Source organism: Spartinivicinus ruber, from assembly GCF_011009015.1.
In the GTDB taxonomy this organism is placed as follows: Bacteria; Pseudomonadota; Gammaproteobacteria; order Pseudomonadales; family Zooshikellaceae; genus Spartinivicinus; species Spartinivicinus ruber.
The window spans coordinates 2,052,562-2,072,789 of sequence record NZ_CP048878.1; the positions used below are offsets into that span (position 1 = coordinate 2,052,562).

Genomic DNA, 20,228 nt, shown 5'->3' on the forward strand with positions numbered 1-20,228 from the left:
ATGGTGCAACTTTATTGGCAGGATGCACCATTAAATATTGGAACAGTAGCTATTTTTTTAAGTCAGTCAATGTTTGCCTTAATAGGCAATGTTGTTACATGTACAGATAATCTTTCAATTGGCCATTGCTTTTTTCTCAAGCGATAATGAAAAATTGTCAGCACCATTTACTGGCTTGGTAATAGAGTATTTTCCAATTCATTGGGTCTAATCTTTTTAAGTAAGAACCATTTTTTGGTTTTGATGAGAAAGTCTTTATTACTTATCCAGCCACCTGTTAGTTAAAAAGGGTTTTTGTGATGAAATATATAATGACTTGCATTGTGTCAGGGCTGTTAACTGTACTGACTGGTTGTGTTTCCAACCTTTCTGGAGAGTCTTATTCAAGAAATGAAGTAAGGCAGCTACAGACAGTAAAAATGGGAACGATTATTGATGTGAGGCCGGTTCAGATTGAAGGCACCAAAAGTGGTGTGGGAGCCATTGCGGGTGCTGCGGCAGGTGGCATCGCGGGCTCCACTGTTGGGGGTGGCCGCGGTAGTGATATTGCTGCCATTGCTGGCGCTGTAGCAGGTGGTTTAATCGGGGGTAAAGCGGAAGAAGCTTATACGCGCTCCCAAGGGGTGCAGTTAACAGTTGAACTATATGATGGATCCTACGTTTCAGTTGTACAGCAGGTTTCACCCAATGTCCACTTCCAGCCTGGTGACCGAGTAAGAATTCTCACCCAAAATGGTACTTCTCGCGTTGTTAAATAAAACGTATAGGTTGATTCAGTGGTAGCGCAGCTTCCCAGTAATGATGAAAGTTTTTGCTTCCCACACAGGTCTATTTGTATATGAAGAATAAGGACCAGCAGTTTCAGGCTTTGGTAGAGGCCTACCATAAGCCTTTGTATCGTTATGCTTACTGGCTGACAAGTGATGAATCCGTTGCCGAAGACTTAGTACAAGAGACGTTTATGAGAGCGTGGCGGGCTTTAGATAGCTTACAAAATGTTGATGCAGCAAAATCGTGGTTGATCACGATTTTACGGCGAGAAAATGCCCGTCGTTTTCAACGGAAGTCTTTGGAATACAGTGACATAGAAACGGATGAGCTACCTGACAACAGCGGGCATTTTGCGTATTCAACAAATATGGAAGCGTTGAGAAGCTGCATGAGCCGTCTTTCTGAAAAGTATCGGGAACCAATAGTAATGCAATTGGTTTTAGGCTATTCCCAGGATGAAATTGCGAGTGCTTTGGAGATTCCAGCCAATACCGTGGCAACTCGGTTACGTCGTGCCAGACAGCAGTTGCAAGCAATGCTAGGTGGTGATGAGCAAGGATATTCGCGAGGTGTAGGGGTATGAACTGCTTAGAATTTCGCCGAGTGGTATTGGAAGAGCCACAGCAGCTTGCGCCAGCATTAGTTGCACATAAGCAGCAATGTAAGGAGTGTCACCGCTACTATGTTCAGCTGCAAGAGCAGGAAGCGTTACTAATGGAAGCCCTGGCAGTTCCAGTACCGGATGATCTTGCAGCAAAAATTATGCTGCAGTGTAGTTTTGATGAAACTTCTGATCAAGCTGATGCTAACTCTTCAGTGGTTCCCTTAAAAAGCAAAGGTAAAACCTTTAGTCAGTTTATTGGTGGCTTTGCTGTGGCAGCTTCGGTGATGCTGGGGGTGGTTTTCTGGCAAACACACTTGAGCTCTGAGCAGCGTGAGTTAACTGAAATGTTTGTGCAACATATGGAGCATGAGGCGCACTCTTTGGTGTTAGAGGAGCCTATTTCAGTTGGCCGAGTAGGGTTTACTCTAAATAATGTTGGGATTAAGCCAATGGGCGAGCTGGTTAATGTTACTTATGCGGCTAATTGCATTATTGAGGATAAAATGGTGGCCCATTTAGTGGTAAAAACAGATAAAGGGCCTGTTACCATTTTGTTAATGCCAAACAAACAATTTAAAACTGAATTTGCTCAGGAAGCGAAGCAATGGCAGGTGGCATTGACCAATATGAAGCAGGGTAGCGCAGCGTTTATTGGACCCAAAACACTGGATATGGAGCCTATCCAGCAGCAAGTCATGCAGTCAGTTGATGTGCTTCAAATATAATTTAAAAGTAAATCTATAAGCTTAATAGCCTGGCTTCTGGTTAAGGATAATCAGAAGTCTGCTGTATATCGTCTCTATTTTAAAATCTCGTTGACAGTAATTTTTTTGCAGCACTTTTTATTGCTTCGCCATATTGGTCTTCTAAGTCAGTCCTTTCTATGTCCTGTTGAATTTTTAAGCTAAGCTGCATGGCTTGACGAGCATCATGCGTGGCCATGTGTTTAGTAGCGTTATAGATAGTATCAAATACAACAAAGTCAGGCTGTTTTACCAAACCTTCATCAATATTATCAAGGAGAATCTTCAGCCGAATTGCTCCTTCGGTAAGATTGAGTTGATCATTGACAATGGCGAGTGCCAGAATTTTTACGCTAGAAGCGAGAAAGTCTTTTTGTTGTTTTTCAAACTGTTTTAATTTTGCCTGATTAGCAAATACTTCTCGCCATAAAATAACAGCCCATGCACTAAGCCCCAAGATAATCAAAATGCCAAAAATAAGGAGAGTGTTAGTATACAGCATCTGATAATAAACTTATGTCGTAAATTGTGGAGTGATGGGGGTTAGCTGATCATGTCGTATTAACAGAGCTAGGGTAGCATGAATTTGTGTGAAAGGGCAGTTTACAGTATAAAGCTAAAAACCAGTACTCACAGCCATTATGCAATGAATAATGTCCTAGGCTGGTCGATTATACTTATTCCTGCACTGGCTTAGAAACGTTAGGAGGGCTTGATTGACATGCTCTGGCTGATCAAGAGGAGAGGCATGCCCAGAGTCTTTAATTACTTCCAACTTGGCATCAGGCAGTTGCTTGCAATAAGCTGCTTTATAGCTCACGGAGGTATAATCTCGATCGCCGGTTAATATTAAACAAGGACATTTTATTTCAGCTAGCGGGGTGTTTACTGACCAGTTAATTAGTGCTTTAAAAGCGCTTATATAAGCAGCTTTGTCGTTCTTTGCCCATTTTTCCACACCATGTTGACGCAGGGCATATTGTTCAGGTTTAGGAAACAGCTTTCGCATAATAAACCATCCAGTGATGTGCATTCCAAACAGTTGAGTGATTAATAATCGCTGTTGAATCAGACAGCGTATTTTCCAAGAGTCAGCAAGTAGGAAGGGGCCACTGTTAATGATAGTTAATGACAACACTTGGTGAGGGTAATCAGTCACTAGTTGAAAGCCAATCATGCCTCCCATGGAAATACCTACCAGATGGTATTGGGTGATATTGAGTTGCTGCATGAGTCTACTGACATCTTCTGCTAGCATTTTGATGCTATAGGGGCCTGCTGGTTTATCGGACTGACCATGGCCTCGTAAATCCACCGTAATTACTTGGTAAACCTGTTGTAGAGCCTGTACTTGGTGGGACCAATCCTGACAACTGGAACCTAGGCCATGGATAAGCAGTACTGGCTCACCTGAACCCTGTATTTCATAATACAGTTGTAATTGGTGCGTAGTAAATGGCATGGGGTGGCTTCATCCTTGAAGTGCTGTGCTTACTTGACTGATATCATTAAAGTATTAACTTTCCCTTGGTTGTTGCTTGTCGATATTGCTTAAAATGCCTCGAAGGATACTGAGCTCCTGTCGCTCGGGACGAGCTCGGTTAAAAAGGCGGCGCAGCTTGAGCATGGTTTGGCCTGGGTGTTGTTTAATAATAAAACCCGTATCGGTTAATACCTGTTCTAAATGTTGGTAAAAATACTCCATTTGTTGGCTGCTAGGGTGAGCTGGCTCATTTACAGTGGAATTTTCACCAGGGTACTGCTGGGCTGTCAGGTATGCCTGGTATATTTCATAACTGATGGTTTGAACGGCCGTTGCTAAGTTTAGTACTGGATACTCAGGGTTAGCAGGGATATAGGCATGATAATTACACTGTTGTAACTCTTCATTGTGTAAACCCATAGTTTCACGGCCAAATACCAGAGCAACCTGCTGATGGCCTGCTTCTGAGATCACTTTCTCACCACATTCACGAGCGCTGAGCATTGGCCAGCTGTGGGTGCGCTCACGGGCACTGGTACCAATCACTAATGAGCAGTCCTCAATGGCATCTGTCAGGGTTTGAGTAATAACAGCATTAGCTAGTACATCTTTAGCACCAGCAGCCATTGCCGTGGCATCTGCTGCTGGAAACTGTTGGGGATCTACCAGATAAAGCTGAGACAACCCCATATTTTTCATTGCGCGTGCGGTAGAGCCAATATTACCGGGGTGAAAGGTATTAATTAAAACAATGCGAATGTTTTCTAACATGTTCACTACATATGCCTAAAATTTTGGCCTATTATACCAAGTTTGCTGAGGGTGCCCAACGAATGAGGGGTAGAGTAGTGAAAATATTCAAGCAGTTTTTCTTTCTGGTTAGGGTTGCTCATGGTTTGTTTGCTATTGAGTATTGACCGGTATATGAGTTGGCAAGCAAAAGATCGCTTGTTTGTGCAGCCAGAACAACTGACGAGGCCATCTGTTGCACTACTATTAGGCACGGCTAAATATTTTCGTGGTCAGCCTAATTTATTTTATAACGCTAGAATTGATGCGGCAGTTGATTTATATAAAGCTGGTAAAGTTAAAGGTTTTCTGGTGAGTGGTGATAACTCACGAGAAGATTATAATGAGCCCGAAATGATTAAAGCGGACTTGGTTGCTAGAGGGGTTCCTGCTGAGTTAATTGGGCTGGATTTTGCTGGATTTCGTACCTTGGATTCAGTGGTGCGAGCTAAACAGGTATTTGGGCTGAATAAACTGGTGATAGTTTCTCAACCTTTTCATGTTGAGCGTGCTTTATTTATTGCAGATCATTATCAGCTTGATGCGGTGGGTTATGTTGCTGCTGATGTATCTGCCTGGCGCTGGCATTTAAAAGTGCGCAGCCGGGAAGTATTGGCTAGGTTATCGGCTTGGTTAGATGTAAAAATAATCAATCGCTCCCCAAAATATTTAGGTGCTAAGGAAACCTTGGCATTTTTGGCTGATAACCCATCAGAATGAGTAGGATTATGCTGGCTAGGGGGCGGTTTACAGCCCCTCAAACGTACTACATATAAAGAGATAGAGTGCGTTTGGCATTATATAGGATAATTTTCCAATTATTTTTGGCTTCTGGAATTTGGATGGCAGGTGTATTTAAATTATTAAAGTTAGCACTATAAGGCACTTCATTTTCTGCAATAAAGTTTAGTCGTTCTCTGTTTGCATCATATTGATGAACCATAAAGTCAATTACTTCATTAGTCAGTGGTACTCGATAAAAGCGAATCAGGTTTTGCGCCAGGCGCTCAGCAGCGGCTGATAAATTACTTTCTACATCTTCTGCCAGTGCTTTTGCCTCAGTGGCTCGTTCTTGTACGCTGGCATCAGGCTCCAAGGCATCTATTAACATGGCATGGGAACTGTAAATAGCACGCTGAATTTTGGGTGAATGTAATTTGGTAAATCTATCTAGCATGATGGTCAATTCTACTGCTAGCTCTTTCGCTTTTAATAAAGGTAGCTGGCTAGCCCCAGCATTGTGCTTGGGTGTTTGATTGAGCACATGATTGGTTTCCTTAAGTAACAAGTTAAGGGTTTTTGCCAATGCTGCTTTTTCATCGGTATCTAACTTTATCGATTGCTCAGTAAATATAATATTGCGTTTCAAGCCACCTGCGTTAGTTAACATTTGTTGTTTTTTCTGCGTTATGTGTTGCCAGCGTTGTAATGCCCGACGAAAATGGACTAAGTCTCGGCCCAGTTTTAAATAGGCTTTACGAGCTTGTTCATAGAGTTCTAAGGCAGACTCGAATTGTTGGGTTCGCTCTTGTAAGTTCAGCGTGTATTTGATGTGGCGATCTGTCAGCTGTCGATTGTCATTTACTTCTTTGGCTAATTGTTCAATACCATTAATGGCTGAAGACAGTAACGCCTGAGCTGTTAGCCCTTCATCGGCATGAATATCTTCATTAACATCACATAAACTTAAATAGCTGGTTAAGGCTTTCAGGCGACTAAGGACTTTGGCCCGACTAATCCGGTAATCATTTCGCTCTTCTTCCAGTCGTGTAATGGCCTTTGCAATGTCTTGGGTGCCCTGATATTCAATTTTCAGATAGCTAATTTCTCGGTCACACAATAGCTCTAATGTTAAGGTGAATAACTCTTCGGTATCGGCCAGTGTCATTAACTCGTAATTATCTTGCTCAATAGCGGATAATATTCTTTCAATAAATAGCGGCGAGCGTTGTCGGCCATGCTGAGGACTTGGTGCAATGCCTCTCAGTCGCTCAGAGAGCTGGTCAGCCAGTTGTGGATAATTTGCCCGTAGTTTTTCGTTGGCTTCATTAGCCTGAGCCTCAATTTGGTGAATGAGATCAATCATCCGTGAAGGTAGGCCAGCCTGACGAAGTACTTCAATTCGCTTTGCCTGTAAAGCCAACTCATGGTCTTCAGTTAATTCATAAACAGCAACTTCAATACCTTCTGCACCTAAGTTTGCCTGTTGTAGCAAATAGCTTGCTGCTTGGTATTTTCTAGCTTCTTCTGTAAGACTGGCTAATGACAAGTCCCTTACTTTCCAGACCAAAGGAGGTAGTGAGGCGATTGCCTGCCTGATGGTTTTTTGTTGCTGTTTAAGCTTACTGCCAGTGGTCAGGTGATACAGGTATTTAGATAAAATACCCAATATACCAGCTACCACTGAGTAGCCTACAAAGTAGATACCTTTATCAATAGGCATCCAAGCCCCATAGCCCGCATAATAACCTGCTAAGGCTGCTAGATAAGTCACAGGGCCTGCAGTCCAGGCAAAGCTGACCATAGTGATACCCCAGGGCTCATCCTGGGCTTTAATATGTAGCTGCTCTAGCCAGTGACGGGGACGGTTGGTTAGCTGAACAGTGCTACTGTGACCATTTTTGGGAGAGTCTTTACGCTGCCACATTTTTACTTATTAACTACTTTTACTGTCTTTTAATTATTACTTAGATGCCTGTTAGCTGTAATTGGCTCACAGCCATGAGTATCCATTAAATGGTGGCTGAACGAGCATTGCTTGCTGAGGGCAGGAGGCAAACGGTAATTATGTATTGTTAGAAGACTAGCTGGCTGATTGAGTGTGGGCACAGCCAGCTAATTTAACACTACACCTGGAGGGTGTCGCAAAACTACTGCGCTTGCAAATACTGCGTTAAAAATCGACTCAAAATGCTCATTTATTAAGTATAAACTCCGCTTTTTCGCTGATTTTTGCCTTGTCTTTACTTCGCTCATAACTTTTTACGACACCCTCTGTGGAGGGGTGGGTTTGCTGGCCGCTAGTCTATGAAATTATTTGAGTTTAAATATTAGTAAAGCTACCTATTTTAGCTCGACTTTCCGCAGCCAAATTATTGGTAAGCTTTTCTCATGTTTATGAGCTTTTGTGGTGCTCACTTTTTAATGGTTGAGTTGAATCTGCCCAGTTTCAACAACAGTAGTAGAGCTGAACAGATGAGTCCCCTGCATTTTAGCTTTTAATTCGTAGTTAAGCTGCTTTTTAGGTTGTTGTAACACATCATTTAGAAAGCGAATGCTGTTAATCAAGTTAGTTGAGGTTTCTACAGTAAAGTCGGTGCTACTAAAGCCTGCAACACCTGGGATTTTATTGGTAACACCAGAAATTACTTCATAACCTTCCAGGCTAATACTATAGAACATACCTCTGAGTTGTAAGGAGGTGCTGTTGGGGTTAATCAAGCGTAATCCAACAGCAAAGTTTTGAGTGAATCCTTCAGGTTCTAGCACTTGTATAGAAGTAATATGGATTTTGGGCTTTTCATAGTTTGGGGTGAAACTGGCACAACCTACTAACCATAATAACAGAGCAGTGATAACAGCAAAGCGGAAGCACTGAAAGAAACGATCAAAAACGAATCGACTCAACATGAAAAACCTCTGTCTTGGTGAAGAAGCAAAAGTTAAGGAAAGGGTGACGCTTACTGGCTACGCCGCATTTGCTGGATAAATGCTTGAGATTCTCTAATTGCTTGCTGCATTGATTTTAGTAAACGATCTACATCTTTCTGAACTGTTTTTAGTTCACCGCGTAATGCTGCAATTGCGCGGGCATTCAGATTATGCTTTAAATACAACACTTGGTCATGCAATGTGGTGAGCACGGGAGCAATGGTTTTTTCAGCTCGCCACATAGATGCAATCAACTTTTCATACTGTTGCTTAGTATCCTGAAGTTTGCGAGCGCTATCTCTTTTCAGTGTGTTATTGGAGAAGAGCGATAATTCTTCTTCCCACTCTTCAAATAGTGCTTCTGCCACATCTTCTACTTTTTCAATATGACTACGTAAGTTTTCTGCTGTGGCTTTACTCTCTTCATATTCAGTATTGAGTTGGTCATAGGTCTCTTGTAGGTTACCGCCATCAAACTGAACCACAGCTTTAAACTGTTCTAAAGCATCCTTAAACTGCTGTTGAGTTTCTTGCTGAGCTTTTTGGGTATCCTCGACACGATTAATTAAAATATCTCGCTTGTGGTAGCCCAGTTTTTCCATTGATGCGTAGTAGGCTGTTTGGCAGCCAGATATAAGGCCAAGTGTTAGTAGCAGAAGAAAGCGTGGACGGATTGGGAACAAATGTTTCATTGTAGCCTCATTGCAAACGGGATGTACGATCTTGCATTATGGCTGAACTAATTCAGTAAAGCCAACCACGACAGTAGTTGGCATTCTTTCAATAATGGAAGTAGGTAGGGCTTTTTAATGAATATTTTGTAAAGACTTCAGCGGACCTCCAACTAGTTTTTCTGCCATTTTTTGAGTTGCTTTTAAGGTGATAGGGACATCTGGTTTAGCAAGCCCCCTAATGATATTGTCTAAACTGGCTTTGTTATTGGTTCTTTGCTGAATTTCTTGATCAACTTTATAGAGAATACCAACGGCTTTCGCTGTGATAGGGCCATAAGAGCGATCTACTTTTAACTTGGATATTTTTTTTCCTCTGTTAATCTGCTGGCTAATAGATTTATCAAATCGCTCCTGGGTAATCGTGCCAGACCGGCGCATAATTTCTAGTGAGTAATATTCTGCAAGCCCTTCAACTAGCCAGTCGGCACCAGGTTCTGCGCGGGCTGACATTGCTACATGTATTAGCTCATGAATTGGAGGGCTAGTACCGTCTTCAGTAATTAAAGGTCTATCTGCATGAAGAAATAGAGAGCTGGGACCTGAAAGAGCACCTCGCCACATAGGGTCATTGGCACTAACAATATTGATGCGCTTAGGAAAGTGAGGAAAAATATCTAGAAAAACAGGTAAATTCCAGTTCAGCATGGCTAGAATATCCAAGCGGCGAGCGGACTGATTTTTGGGGGCTGCGACAGCCACTTTAACTCCTTTAATTGTTTCTCGCTTGACTCCAATATCACCTGCCACGATCCATCCCTTAGGTCGATCAAAAGAAGTTTCGGGATGGTCAACCTTGTAAGCGCCACTGGTATAACGAATATAAGGGGTAGCTATTGACCAGCCTTTTGGTAACTGAAAGTGTAATTTTGCTTTGGACTGGGTGCCATCTTGCATATCGACTCGAAGCTGTGGAATGACATCAAACCCTCTGAACAGTGCCCAGTCATCTGTGATGATTGAGTCAAAGCGGCCTGACTTGCGGTGGTGGTTCATTTTTGCTGTAAACGATAAAGTACCTGATTTGCCATTAGGCTGCCAAAGGATGTAGTCATCCTGCTTCACCAGTTGGCCTGACCCTTTAAAGTTTGTATAGCGTTCTGGATTTGTTTTCACCTGAATCGAGCGCACATACTGAGCGTTTTTACGGAGTTTAATGGCTACTTGAGCTGTCTTGGCTGTTGGTTCTAGTTTGACTTCGTAATCAATGTAATAAAAAGGTTTGTCAGCTGCTGAGGCAGTTAACCCCCAACAGCAAAGTGCAATACTCAGGATGATGTTATGAGTTGCTGATAAGAAAGGTTTCATAGTAGTTAATTTTTCAGGCAAGGTTTAAACAATACCAAATTGTTGCTGTGAATACTGAACCCGTTGGTCAACCGAAAAGCCATGTTTTTTCATGGTTTCGATGTGCGTTAACCTAGGCTCTAAGCCTGTGTTATTGGCGACCTGAATGGCAAGCCCTGGTCGGGCATTAAGCTCTAGTAACAGAGGCCCTAGCTTCTGATCCAGAACAATATCAGCGCCAAGATAGCCAAGCCGCGTCATATCATAGCAAGAGGAGGCTAACGTTAGGATTTTCTCCCAGTGTGGAACTTGTAACGTTTCGAAGTGACTTCCTGTATCTGGGTGCTCATCAACCGGGCGGTTACTTTGTACAGCACATAAGGCTTTACCATTAGCTAGATTTAGCCCAACACCAACAGCACCTTGGTGTAAGTTGGCTTTGCCATCAGAAGCATGGGTTGATAAGCGGAGCATAGCCATGACTGGAAAGCCCTTAAAGACAATTACCCGAATATCGGGTACTCCTTCATAGCTGTATCGATCAAACACTGGGTCAAACTGAACGAGAGCTTCAATCATTGCTACATCGGGCTTGCCACCTAAACTGTGCAAACCACTTAGAATGTTCGATGCATGCCGCATTATATCAGATAAACTAAGCGCTTCGCCGCTTGGCTTAAAAAAGCCTTCAGAGGTTCGCTCAGTGATAACCAAAATCCCTTTTCCACCACTGCCTTGAGCTGGTTTGATGACAAAGCCATCATATTGGTTGACTAAGTCTGCCAGCTTTTTGATTTGATGCTGATATTCAATAACATGCAACAGTTTTGGGGTCGATACTTTAGCTTTTTCGGCAACTAGCTTGGTTTTTAGCTTGTTATCAACCAGTGGATATAAGCTACGCTGGTTGTATTTAGCAATATACGACACATTACGCTTGTTCATGCCGAGTATGCCTTTTTGCTTAAGCTTACAGGGTGTAGCAAAAAACATGGTAATTAGTCCTCGGCTAACGGTTGAAACCTGCGTAATTCAGTTAGTCGGTAGCCGGTATATTGGCCTAACAAGATAATGCAGCCTAATAACGCTAGTAATAACTCAGGGAAATTAAACGTTAAGTGCTCAACATACTGGTTAGTCATAAGTAAGTAGGCCAGTGTTGCTACTAGTAAGCTGCCACCTCCTTGGGTAAAGACTTCTTTGGGGCCTTCTTCCTCCCATAAAATGGACATTCTTTCGATGGTCCAGGCTAGAATGATCATTGGGAAGAAGGTAACAGACAAGGCTTCACTAATTCCCAGCTTATGACTTAGGATGCTCATCCCAGCCATAATGCTGATGACAACAATGACCACGGCTGATATTCGTGCCACTAGGAGGAGATTGAGACGACTTAAATAGGACCGGATAAATAAGCCAATACTGACAATCACTAGAAAAATAATCAGGCCAGTAATTAGTGTGGTTTCAATGAAGGCGATGGCAATCAAAATTGGCATGAATGTGCCTGAAGTTTTGACTCCCACTAAAATACGCATCAGTACCACGACGATAGCGCCAATTGGTACCAATAAAATGGATTTAAAGACATTTTGCTGCTCAATAGGCAAACTATAGATGGAGAAGTCAACCAGTGCTGCTTGGTTTTCTGCGCCATGTAAAATAGCAAAAGACTTGGCAGGTTGAGAATTCTTAATAATTGAAAATGATGCTTTAGAGCTTTCCCCTCCTTCTACATCAAGCAGTGAGCTGCCACCTCGTTGCCAAAGTAAAAAGTTACCAGGTAAGCCTTTTTGGCCTGTTTTGGGGTTAAAGAAAACCCAGTGGTCAGTATCAAAAATTTCAATCAAAGTGGTGAGTTTTTGGTTACGACGACCATCTTCTAATTGTAAACCTCTGGCAACCCTTGCTGGTATTTTGGCAAGCGCTAATGCATTAAGTGCAAGGCGGGTTTTGCTCAAGCCTTGGTTACCTAACAAGAGCTGAATATCTTCAATTGGCTCTTTATCATTGATTAGGCGAATCAGCTCAGTAGCAAAAGTCGTATTATCAGCAGAGCGGTTGTATACATAAGTAACGAGCTGGCTGATAGTAGTTTTTAGGCTAGGAGACAAATCTGGAGTTTTGGTTTCAACTGGCGGAATAGCGTTTTGCTCGTGAGCAGGTGCATCAGACTGTTTGAAAACCTGTACTTTGTAAAATAAAACTTGCTTGCCGTTGGCTTTGCGCCTGGCCCACTGAGCTCGACGCTCTTGTTGATTGCTGTCCCAGCCAAAGCCATAGCCTGATGCCGTAAAGTCCTCATCTAAAATGCCCATTTCTGGCGGGTTGTGGGGTAGGGCAAAGGAAACAGTAACAGGCTTATCGGTTGCTTTAAATTCAATTTTGGCTTCGACTGTCCATATTGCTTTGCGCTCACCAGGCAATAAAGGGAACTCCAGTTCAGAGTTCTTATAAATGGTGAGGCCAATGCCAATAAAAATGAAAATGAATGATAGTAAGTAAACTTGTGCTCTGGACGACATTATTGCTGCTCATCTACTGCCAAATTAGGCGTTTTTTCTGGGGTAGGAACTTTTTGGGTAAATTGCTTGCTCACATCAACAACGGCTATGTCTTTTAGGAAGTTACGACCTATTAGCACGGGGTATTCGTAGTCGTTACGATCAGTCAAGCCGAATGAAATGCGTTGCTCTATTGGGCCCAAGCGCACATTCATTTTAATAATGTAGCGTTTTTGTCCATCAATAGTTGTCAGTTTAGCTTTGACCTTTTTGACTACTTGGCGACTAAGCTCGGTTACTTCTTCAGACTCTGGGTCTTTCATTTTGAATTTAACCCACTTCTTGCCATCCCGTTCAAACGGGGTGATATCAAAGACAAATAATGTGGAGGTCAATATTCCTGTATCAATCCGGGCAGTATAAGTAACACCTGGAGGGGTGAGGGTAACTTTTTCTAACTCACCGATAGCTGGCTTTTGATCACTGGCTTCTTTCTCTTCTGCCTCTTCTGCTTTTGTCGCTTGCTTATCTGACTGTTTGGTCTGTGGACAATAGACAATAGTTTGTACTTTAGTCTTTGCTTGTTTATCAGTAGGCTTGGCTTGTTTAGCTGTTTGCTCAGGTGTAGGGGCAGTACAGTTTTCAATAGTGGTTACTACGGGCTGAATGGCCTGTTCAGAACCTTCCTTGCCAAAGCTGACTGAATTGATGCTCCAAATAACTGAAATCAATACCAGACACTGCAAATATTTCATATCACTCCCTAGCTGTAGAGATGAGTGGCCTTTATATAGTGTTACTTATGGTTGTTTGTCTGCACAACCGCTGATCTTGAGGCTTAAGCATACTTATTTCAACAGTAGACTAATAAAGTATTACTCAGACCCTATAATCATTTAATCAGTTCAGAGAACTGAATCTCATTATTGTTAACTCTTGTATGGTTTGCCTGGGTGTTTCTTCTGCCGGCAACAATTACCTATAGCTGTTTACGTTGCTAAGCCTCAGCTAAATGCTAAGAACAACTATTTTCTTTGCTGCTAGCTACTTAGCAAGAAACCTGATAACCCTGTTAGGAAAAGCTCATCATAAAGAAGAGCCATTCAACCATATTAGATGATAAATGAAGACGGAAGTATTATGCAGGGTTTTTGAAGAGAGAGAACCTCAAAACCCTAAGTTTGTGACCTTCTAGCTGCTTAGTGAAAGGTTCTAATATGCACTTGTGAACAATATCTAGGCAGTGAAAAGAAACTTTTTAGTTTGATGTTGTGTACTTATTGACAGAAGGGAGATTTGCAAGTTGTTATAGAGTTGTACCTTCAGGAAAGAGGCTTCTCAGCAAGTGAGTAGTATTGGTCTAAGTTATGTTTGTTCAAATGAGCTGAAGAAAATCTACATCTATATCAAAAATGGTGAGCCAGCTATTCGTATTTACCGTAAAATTTATCCGGTATAATCTTTAATTATAGATGCATAAGAAAATGTCATCTGCTAATTGTTCCACCGTCATCAAGCTTAGTATATCCTTCTGCTTCTTTTTTATTCGCCATATAAGACAGTTGTGTTCTGACTGGTTGACAGTTTTTACCTCCTCATAAGAGAGATACTCAAAAAGTTGGGTAAATAAGCGACTGAGGCGAAATTTGCTAGCTATTTAGGTGAGTTATTAAGATGGAAAAACAGACTGGTAGTTTTATAGCATTACTACCTATATTGCTATTTTTAGGCATATTTATTGGCAGTGGGGTTTATTATCATCAACAGGCAGTGGATTTTGCCTTTTATCAAATTAAAGCCCCGGTGGCGATTTTACCTGCAATTATTCTGGCGTTTATCCTGGCAAAGGGAAAAACCAGTGGCAAGATTGAAACCTTTGTGAAAGGTGTGGGTGATCAAAATATCATCTTAATGTGCTTGGTGTTTTTGTTGGCGGGTGCATTTGCTAGTGTAACCAAGTCCATCGGTGGAGTGGATGCAACGGTGAATATTGGTTTAAGCTTGATTCCTGCAAGTCTACTATTGCCGGGTATTTTTATTATTTCTGCTTTTATTGCCACTGCGATGGGGACTTCAATGGGAACTATTGCTGCAGTGGCTCCTCTGGCACTACAAGTGGCTATCTCAGCAGGGTTGCCTGAAGCGGTTTGTATTGGAGCTGTGATAGGTGGTGCGATGTTTGGTGATAATTTATCAGTTATTTCTGATACCACAATTGCTGCCACTCGTACCCAAGGCTGTGACTTAAAAGATAAGTTTAGAGAAAACATTAAAATTGCAGCACCTGCTGCTGTGCTTACCATCATTTTATTGTTTGTGATGGGGGAGCCTGGTCAGGCAATAGAAGCAAAGCTAGTCAATGGTTGGCTGGCTTTGCCCTATCTTATTGTGTTAGTGCTAGCAGTAATGGGCTTAAATGTGCTGGCTGTATTAATGGCTGGTATAGCTGTTTCTGGCATTATGGGCATGTTGATTAAACCTGATTATGGTTTAGAAACATTCAGTAAAAATATTTATGCTGGTTATGAAGGCATGCTGGAAATCATGGTGCTTTCCATGTTAATTGGTGGCTTGGCAATGATTATGAAACAACAAGGCGGCATGCAGTGGATTATTGATAAGATTACTCGACTGGGGCAAAACACTTCTAAAAAAAGCCAAAAAGCTGGAGAGGCCTCCATTGGTTTGTTAGCTGCTATCAGTGGTGTGTTTACGGCTAATAATACCATTGCAATTATTATTGCCGGTGGCGTTGCAAAAGATGTTAGCCTGCATTATGGAATATCCAATAAGCGGAGTGCGAGCTTATTAGATATTTTTGCTTGTGTGGTACAAGGCTTATTGCCTTATGGAGCACAGATTTTATTAGCAGGGTCAATAGCCGGGCTATCTCCTTTGGCGTTGGTAGGTAATGTTTATTACTGCTGGGCTTTAGGGGGAGTGGCTATTTTGGTGATAGGGTTAGGTTTGTTTTCAAGTAAAAAAGCTGTTACTCAGTCTGAAGTACTAAAAGAACAGTCTGCTTTATAGTAATTTATCAATTCTCCTGGTGATTAGCTTCAAAGAAAGATACCCGTCAGGCTGCGGGTATCTAGTCAAATTTTAGTAGTTTATAACTATCCTATTATCGTTCACACATTGTCCTTATATAGAGTTGCTGCATGGTGTATCACTTTTGCTGTTACTTCATTTATCACTATTTCTGGACGTTGTAGCTTTATCATGGAAATAGCTGAGTCAGTATTAGTTGCCTGGCCTGTACCCTCCAACCAAGCGGCTAGAGCTGCTACACTGCGAGAGTAGCCTAATGCACAACAGACCAGTGTTTTTCCTGATTTCAATGCTTTATCTATAGCAGTAATTGCTTGGTATAAACTCTCAGCAGTAGGGGGAATTAAGTCTAAGCAAGGAATAGAGTACCATTTTATAGCTGTATTTGAGCGAGAGGATAAAGTCATTTCTGCAGATAAATCTACCACTGCTTGAAAGTTATGACTGATGAGAGAAGCATTTGATGGAAAGCGCCCAAGCCAAAGTTGCTCATAAACTTGTACAGGTGCAGGCTGTTTTCGTGTCCATAGCCGTGAATTAATAAAAGCACCTATTAGATAAGGAAAGAGCAGCCAGCGAGCAGCAAGACTTAATTGGCCATTTGCTTGTTTTTGGAAGCCATCTACACCTATGAAAAAATAACAGCTGGCGACTAAAGTTAATGCTGTGCTGACCCATAATAGCCATAAACTAGCACCACCAACAAGTATTGCAACAAGAGTGGGGAGTAAGGCACCAAGCAAATAATAAGTACCTAGTCGATAGCGTTGTTTTTTATAGGCCCCGTCAGATGATTTGAGGATGCAATGGTTATTGTCAGGCCATAACCATACGCAAAACCAACCCAATAAGGCGCCTGTCGGAATATCAATAAAATGATGTTGGAAAGTAGTGAGTACAGAAACAACGACTAAGCTAAACCACAAATGTAAAGTATAGTGCCAATATTTGTTAGGTAGATGCTTTATATATAGAACCCATAAAATAATAGCAAGAGCAATATGTAATGAAGGTGCTTGGTTGAAAGGTTTATCAAAACTGGCCAGGGCATCAAACATTAACCCAGGTAAGCCGCTGGTTGTTGGGCGGTCAAAAGTAAAGTGTAATGGAAGCAAAATAAAACAGCTGACAGCAATGATTTGAGCGGTGACTAGGCGTTTAACATGTATATTAAGTGCCAGAGGGTTTGCACATACAAATAATGAGGCAGCATAAAATAAGTTGATTGACCAATATGGAATGATAGTCCACGCCATAAATGGAATGTTGTATTCCCAAGCAAAAACTACCGAGTCCACATTCGTCTGTTGGTTTGCCAGCCAGTTTGCAAACCCATAAGTTAAATAGAAAAAAGGTCCTAAAAAAGCTAACCATAAACAGGCACTTCCCCACGCCTTGTTGGCTTGGAAGTTAACTTCATTCATCTAGCTGTCCATTTCAACAAAAAAGAGAGTAAAGATACCATCACTGTTAAGCAGTTTAACTACTCATTTTTGGTTTGTTTCTCTGAAATGCTGGAGTTTAAGCTATTTACTGTCAATGCTTTTTCTAGTTTGCGGGCTGTATCTCCTGGGGCGCCGGTAAATCTTGCGAGTAAATTATAGGCAACAGGGATGACGAATAGGGTAAATACTGTGGCAACTGTTACCCCAAAAAATAAGGTAATTCCTAATACCTGACGAGTTTCAGCACCTGCTCCAAACGAAATAATTAATGGGATTGAGCCTGCTGTGGTAGTAATGCTAGTCATAATAATCGGGCGTAACCTAACTTGCGCTGCTTCGGTAATTGCCTCTTTTATTGTTGCACCTTGGTCGCGCATTTGGTTGGCAAACTCCACAATAAGAATGCCATTTTTAGCGGCCAGGCCAATTAACATGACTAAGCCAACTTGGCTGTAAAGGTTGAGTGTATTGCCTGTTAGCATTAGGCCAATTAATCCACCAGCAATAGCCAATGGTACAGTGAGCGTGATGATAAAAGGGTTAATATAACTTTCGAATTGAGCCGCCAGTACTAAAAACATTACTAAAATGCCTAACCCAAAGGTAAAATAACTGGCGCCACCTGACTTTTTGTAATCCAATGATTGGCCTTTGTAATCAAAAACCGCATTATCGGGTAGATGCTTTCTAACTAGATTTTCTAGGTAAGAAAGGGCTTCTCCCAGTAATAAGTGGTCTTCTAAATTGGCATCAATAGTAATGGCACGGGTACGATTATAGCGATTTAAGGTTTTCGAGCCTGCGTATTCTTCCAGTTTAACCAGATTTGATAGAGGAATTAGCTGGCCAGATCGTTCAGACCTAACATAGATATTAGTTAAATCATTAGGACTATTTTGTTGATCGCGCTTTCCTTCAACCAACACATCATACTCTTCACCATCTTCTATATAAGTAGTAACGCGCCGTGATGCGAGCATACTTTCCAATGTGCGGCCAATATTCTGAATAGAAACACCCAGTTCTGCTGCACGGTTGTAATTAATCATGACGTGAATTTGTGGGCTGGTTTCTTTGTAATCACTGTCAATACCAACAAATCCTGGATTATCTTTATTAATTTCAGCAAAGAGAATGTTACGCCATTTGGCGAGTTCCTCATAAGTGCCACCACCAATTACAAATTGAATGGGTTTTGCTGTACGGCTTCTGATGCCTTGTCGCATAATAGGATAAATCCTCACCCCGGCGAGGTCAGCCGTATTTTTACGAATTTCTCCCATAATTTTCCAGGCTGAGCGGCGTTTGCTCCATTCGCTGAGCACCATAATTACTATTCCTGAATTAAAACTACCCCTTGGTGTGCGCACTAATATTCTTTCGGCTTCACCTTTTTCTTCTAAAGGCATCAAGCGTCGTTCTAACTCATCCATGTATTCTTTCATATAGGCATAGGTGGCACCTTCTGGGCCATTGACCAAAATAAAAAAAGCGCCACGATCTTCTTTTGGTACATACTCTGTAGGAATTTTATTGGCTAAAAATGCTGATACTCCAACCATTGCAATAAACAATAAAATGACTATATACGGCTTTTTGATGCAGGCTAAGACCCAATGGTGATAGTGTTTTTTAAACCAATTAAAAAAACTATCGACTTTTTTAACCAGAAAAAAGGAGCCATTTGTAGGTTTTAAAACCATTGATGCCAAAACAGGGGATAAAGTGAGAGCGACTAAGCTAGAAAAAACCACAGCAGCACTCATGGTGACTGCAAACTCTGAGAATAAACGGCCTATATCGCCTTCTAATACGGTAATAGGGGCGAAGACAGCGACTAAAACCAGAGTAGTGGCAATAACAGCAAACCCCACTTGACGTGTGCCTTTAAAAGCAGCAACTAAGGCTGGCTCGCCATACTCCTCCATGCGGCGATGAATATTTTCTAGTACTACAATCGCATCGTCTACCACTAAGCCAATAGCCAATACTAAAGCGAGTAGGGTTAATAAATTAACCGTAAAGCCCATAATCATTAGCACAATAAATGTAGCAATTAACGAAATAGGGACGGTGACAGCAGGTACTAGCATGGCACGTACACTACCTAAAAATAAATAGATGGTAAAAATAACCAGTGACATTGCAATTGATAGCGTTTTATAGACTTCGTTAATCGCTTCTTCAATAAATATTGAAGAGTCATAGCTTTGATGAATATACATGCCATCCGGTAGGGTTTTATTGAGTCGATCTGCTTGTAATGTTGCAGCACGAGCTACTTCGATGGTATTGGCTGTGGATTGTTTGGTGATGCCGATGCCCACCATACTTTCCCCATTGCCTCGGAATAGGGTACGATATTCAGTAGTACCTTTTTCTACAGTAGCAACGTCGCCTAAGCGAACCAAGTATCCGTCAGTACCGCGAGATAATACTAACTGTTTAAAATCTTCTGGATTTAGAAATAGCCGTTTTACTCTTACGGTAAACTCTTGATTAATCGACTCGATATTGCCAGCTGGTAATTCTACATTTTCTGAGCGCAGTGCTCTTTCTACATCACTCACAGTGAGATTGTGGGCTGCGAGTTTTGCGCGATCAATCCAAACTCGCATGGCAAAACTCTGCCCCCCACCAACACGCACTCGGGCCACGCCTTTGAGAATAGAAAAACGATCAACCAGATAGCGCTCTGCATAATCAGTTAACTCTGGTACAGACAGACGATCGCTAGTTAAATTGAGCCACATAATGACGTCTTCATTAGAATCAACCTTCTGTACATCAGGTATTTCTGCTTCTTGAGGGATGTCATCTAAAATCCGTGACACCCTGTCACGGACATCATTAGCAGCAGCATCAATATCACGAGTTAAATTAAATTCTATATTGACTTGTGAGCGTCCATCAGAACTATTTGACTCGATGTATTTAATACCTTCTAAACCAGAAATACGGTCTTCAATTAATTGGGTAATTCGGGTTTCTACGACATTTGCAGCAGCTCCAGGATAACGAGTATCTACTGATACAATCGGCGAGTCGATGTCAGGATATTCACGTAACGGCAATCGTTCAAATGCAATGATGCCAAATGCAATGAGCAGTAAAGAAATAACGGAAGCGAAAACAGGTCGTTTAATACAAATATCAGATAGGAGCATAG

Annotated in this window: 17 protein-coding genes; 5 read left to right on the forward strand and 12 right to left on the reverse strand. The window is 41.7% G+C overall.

Annotation, left to right across the window (positions count from 1 at the left end):
* Positions 1–299 precede the first annotated feature (299 nt).
* The 3 genes from G4Y78_RS09700 (at position 300) to G4Y78_RS09710 (ending at position 2,100) form a co-directional block, all read left to right on the forward strand.
* Positions 300–758 carry an outer membrane lipoprotein gene (locus G4Y78_RS09700; protein WP_163832826.1) on the forward strand — a complete coding sequence of 153 codons (459 nt, stop codon included), beginning with the start codon at positions 300–302 and terminating at the stop codon, positions 756–758.
* A 74-nt stretch (positions 759–832) separates the two neighbouring features.
* Entirely contained in the window at positions 833–1,354 is a 522-nt protein-coding gene (locus G4Y78_RS09705) for a sigma-70 family RNA polymerase sigma factor (RefSeq protein ID WP_268935068.1), read from the forward strand.
* Positions 1,351–2,100, forward strand: coding sequence for a DUF3379 family protein (locus G4Y78_RS09710; RefSeq protein WP_163832828.1), 750 nt, complete (start codon positions 1,351–1,353; stop codon positions 2,098–2,100). The genes G4Y78_RS09705 and G4Y78_RS09710 overlap by 4 nt, the downstream gene beginning before the upstream one ends.
* A gap of 79 nt (positions 2,101–2,179) precedes the next feature.
* On the opposite strand, the gene G4Y78_RS09715 is transcribed toward G4Y78_RS09710, so the two are convergent.
* The 3 genes from G4Y78_RS09715 to trmJ form a co-directional block, all read right to left on the reverse strand.
* Positions 2,180–2,620 carry a DUF2489 domain-containing protein gene (locus G4Y78_RS09715; protein ID WP_163832829.1) on the reverse strand — a complete coding sequence of 147 codons (441 nt, stop codon included), beginning with the start codon at positions 2,618–2,620 and terminating at the stop codon, positions 2,180–2,182.
* A gap of 156 nt (positions 2,621–2,776) precedes the next feature.
* Positions 2,777–3,580 (reverse strand): alpha/beta fold hydrolase, encoded by an 804-nt coding sequence (locus tag G4Y78_RS09720; RefSeq protein WP_163832830.1) that lies wholly within the window; start codon positions 3,578–3,580, stop codon positions 2,777–2,779.
* A 54-nt stretch (positions 3,581–3,634) separates the two neighbouring features.
* Positions 3,635–4,372: a tRNA (cytosine(32)/uridine(32)-2'-O)-methyltransferase TrmJ gene (gene trmJ / locus G4Y78_RS09725; protein WP_163832831.1), complete on the reverse strand. Its 738-nt coding sequence runs from the start codon at positions 4,370–4,372 to the stop codon at positions 3,635–3,637.
* 120 nt (positions 4,373–4,492) lie between these two features.
* Between trmJ and G4Y78_RS09730 the strand changes: the two genes are divergently transcribed.
* Positions 4,493–5,110: a SanA/YdcF family protein gene (locus G4Y78_RS09730; protein ID WP_163832832.1), complete on the forward strand. Its 618-nt coding sequence runs from the start codon at positions 4,493–4,495 to the stop codon at positions 5,108–5,110.
* A gap of 46 nt (positions 5,111–5,156) precedes the next feature.
* On the opposite strand, the gene G4Y78_RS09735 is transcribed toward G4Y78_RS09730, so the two are convergent.
* From G4Y78_RS09735 to G4Y78_RS09765, 7 genes are all read right to left on the reverse strand, one after another.
* On the reverse strand, positions 5,157–7,037 hold the full coding sequence (locus tag G4Y78_RS09735; protein WP_163832833.1) for a hypothetical protein: 1,881 nt from the start codon (positions 7,035–7,037) through the stop codon (positions 5,157–5,159).
* Positions 7,038–7,531: 494 nt separating this feature from the next.
* Positions 7,532–8,020 carry an LEA type 2 family protein gene (locus tag G4Y78_RS09740; protein WP_163832834.1) on the reverse strand — a complete coding sequence of 163 codons (489 nt, stop codon included), beginning with the start codon at positions 8,018–8,020 and terminating at the stop codon, positions 7,532–7,534.
* A gap of 50 nt (positions 8,021–8,070) precedes the next feature.
* Positions 8,071–8,733, reverse strand: a complete 663-nt coding sequence (locus G4Y78_RS09745; protein WP_163832835.1) for a DUF2959 family protein — start codon at positions 8,731–8,733, stop codon at positions 8,071–8,073.
* Positions 8,734–8,847: 114 nt separating this feature from the next.
* Positions 8,848–10,080, reverse strand: coding sequence for a hypothetical protein (locus G4Y78_RS09750; protein WP_163832836.1), 1,233 nt, complete (start codon positions 10,078–10,080; stop codon positions 8,848–8,850).
* 24 nt (positions 10,081–10,104) lie between these two features.
* The gene (locus G4Y78_RS09755) at positions 10,105–11,052 is read right to left on the reverse strand and encodes an alpha-L-glutamate ligase-like protein (protein ID WP_163832837.1); all 948 of its coding nucleotides are present in this window, start codon (positions 11,050–11,052) and stop codon (positions 10,105–10,107) included.
* 5 nt (positions 11,053–11,057) lie between these two features.
* Positions 11,058–12,584, reverse strand: coding sequence for an inactive transglutaminase family protein (locus tag G4Y78_RS09760; protein WP_163832838.1), 1,527 nt, complete (start codon positions 12,582–12,584; stop codon positions 11,058–11,060).
* A complete protein-coding gene (locus G4Y78_RS09765) occupies positions 12,584–13,318 on the reverse strand; it encodes an ATP-dependent zinc protease family protein (RefSeq protein WP_163832839.1) in 735 nt (244 codons plus the stop codon). Before G4Y78_RS09765 ends, G4Y78_RS09760 begins: the two co-directional genes overlap by 1 nt.
* Before the next feature lie 919 nt (positions 13,319–14,237).
* Between G4Y78_RS09765 and G4Y78_RS09770 the strand changes: the two genes are divergently transcribed.
* A complete protein-coding gene (locus G4Y78_RS09770; protein ID WP_163832840.1) occupies positions 14,238–15,593 on the forward strand; it encodes a Na+/H+ antiporter NhaC family protein in 1,356 nt (451 codons plus the stop codon).
* A 101-nt stretch (positions 15,594–15,694) separates the two neighbouring features.
* Here G4Y78_RS09770 and G4Y78_RS09775 read toward each other — a convergent pair whose 3' ends face one another.
* Both G4Y78_RS09775 and G4Y78_RS09780 read right to left on the reverse strand, forming a co-directional pair.
* A complete protein-coding gene (locus G4Y78_RS09775; protein WP_163832841.1) occupies positions 15,695–17,038 on the reverse strand; it encodes a phosphatase PAP2/dual specificity phosphatase family protein in 1,344 nt (447 codons plus the stop codon).
* 59 nt (positions 17,039–17,097) lie between these two features.
* On the reverse strand, positions 17,098–20,226 hold the full coding sequence (locus tag G4Y78_RS09780; protein ID WP_163832842.1) for an efflux RND transporter permease subunit: 3,129 nt from the start codon (positions 20,224–20,226) through the stop codon (positions 17,098–17,100).
* Between the last annotated feature and the right edge of the window lie 2 nt (positions 20,227–20,228).

What these genes read in the sequence shown, in the direction of transcription:
- G4Y78_RS09765 (WP_163832839.1), bottom strand. Translation starts at nt 13,318, where the DNA reads ATGAAATATTTGCAGTGTCTGGTATTGATTTCAGTTATTTGGAGCATC.
- G4Y78_RS09720 (WP_163832830.1), bottom strand. Translation starts at nt 3,580, where the DNA reads ATGCCATTTACTACGCACCAATTACAACTGTATTATGAAATACAGGGT.
- G4Y78_RS09730 (WP_163832832.1), top strand. Translation starts at nt 4,493, where the DNA reads ATGGTTTGTTTGCTATTGAGTATTGACCGGTATATGAGTTGGCAAGCA.
- G4Y78_RS09780 (WP_163832842.1), bottom strand. Translation starts at nt 20,226, where the DNA reads ATGCTCCTATCTGATATTTGTATTAAACGACCTGTTTTCGCTTCCGTT.
- G4Y78_RS09715 (WP_163832829.1), bottom strand. Translation starts at nt 2,620, where the DNA reads ATGCTGTATACTAACACTCTCCTTATTTTTGGCATTTTGATTATCTTG.
- G4Y78_RS09710 (WP_163832828.1), top strand. Translation starts at nt 1,351, where the DNA reads ATGAACTGCTTAGAATTTCGCCGAGTGGTATTGGAAGAGCCACAGCAG.
- G4Y78_RS09745 (WP_163832835.1), bottom strand. Translation starts at nt 8,733, where the DNA reads ATGAAACATTTGTTCCCAATCCGTCCACGCTTTCTTCTGCTACTAACA.
- trmJ (WP_163832831.1), bottom strand. Translation starts at nt 4,372, where the DNA reads ATGTTAGAAAACATTCGCATTGTTTTAATTAATACCTTTCACCCCGGT.
- G4Y78_RS09700 (WP_163832826.1), top strand. Translation starts at nt 300, where the DNA reads ATGAAATATATAATGACTTGCATTGTGTCAGGGCTGTTAACTGTACTG.
- G4Y78_RS09750 (WP_163832836.1), bottom strand. Translation starts at nt 10,080, where the DNA reads ATGAAACCTTTCTTATCAGCAACTCATAACATCATCCTGAGTATTGCA.
- G4Y78_RS09740 (WP_163832834.1), bottom strand. Translation starts at nt 8,020, where the DNA reads ATGTTGAGTCGATTCGTTTTTGATCGTTTCTTTCAGTGCTTCCGCTTT.
- G4Y78_RS09775 (WP_163832841.1), bottom strand. Translation starts at nt 17,038, where the DNA reads ATGAATGAAGTTAACTTCCAAGCCAACAAGGCGTGGGGAAGTGCCTGT.
- G4Y78_RS09760 (WP_163832838.1), bottom strand. Translation starts at nt 12,584, where the DNA reads ATGTCGTCCAGAGCACAAGTTTACTTACTATCATTCATTTTCATTTTT.
- G4Y78_RS09770 (WP_163832840.1), top strand. Translation starts at nt 14,238, where the DNA reads ATGGAAAAACAGACTGGTAGTTTTATAGCATTACTACCTATATTGCTA.
- G4Y78_RS09735 (WP_163832833.1), bottom strand. Translation starts at nt 7,037, where the DNA reads ATGTGGCAGCGTAAAGACTCTCCCAAAAATGGTCACAGTAGCACTGTT.
- G4Y78_RS09755 (WP_163832837.1), bottom strand. Translation starts at nt 11,052, where the DNA reads ATGTTTTTTGCTACACCCTGTAAGCTTAAGCAAAAAGGCATACTCGGC.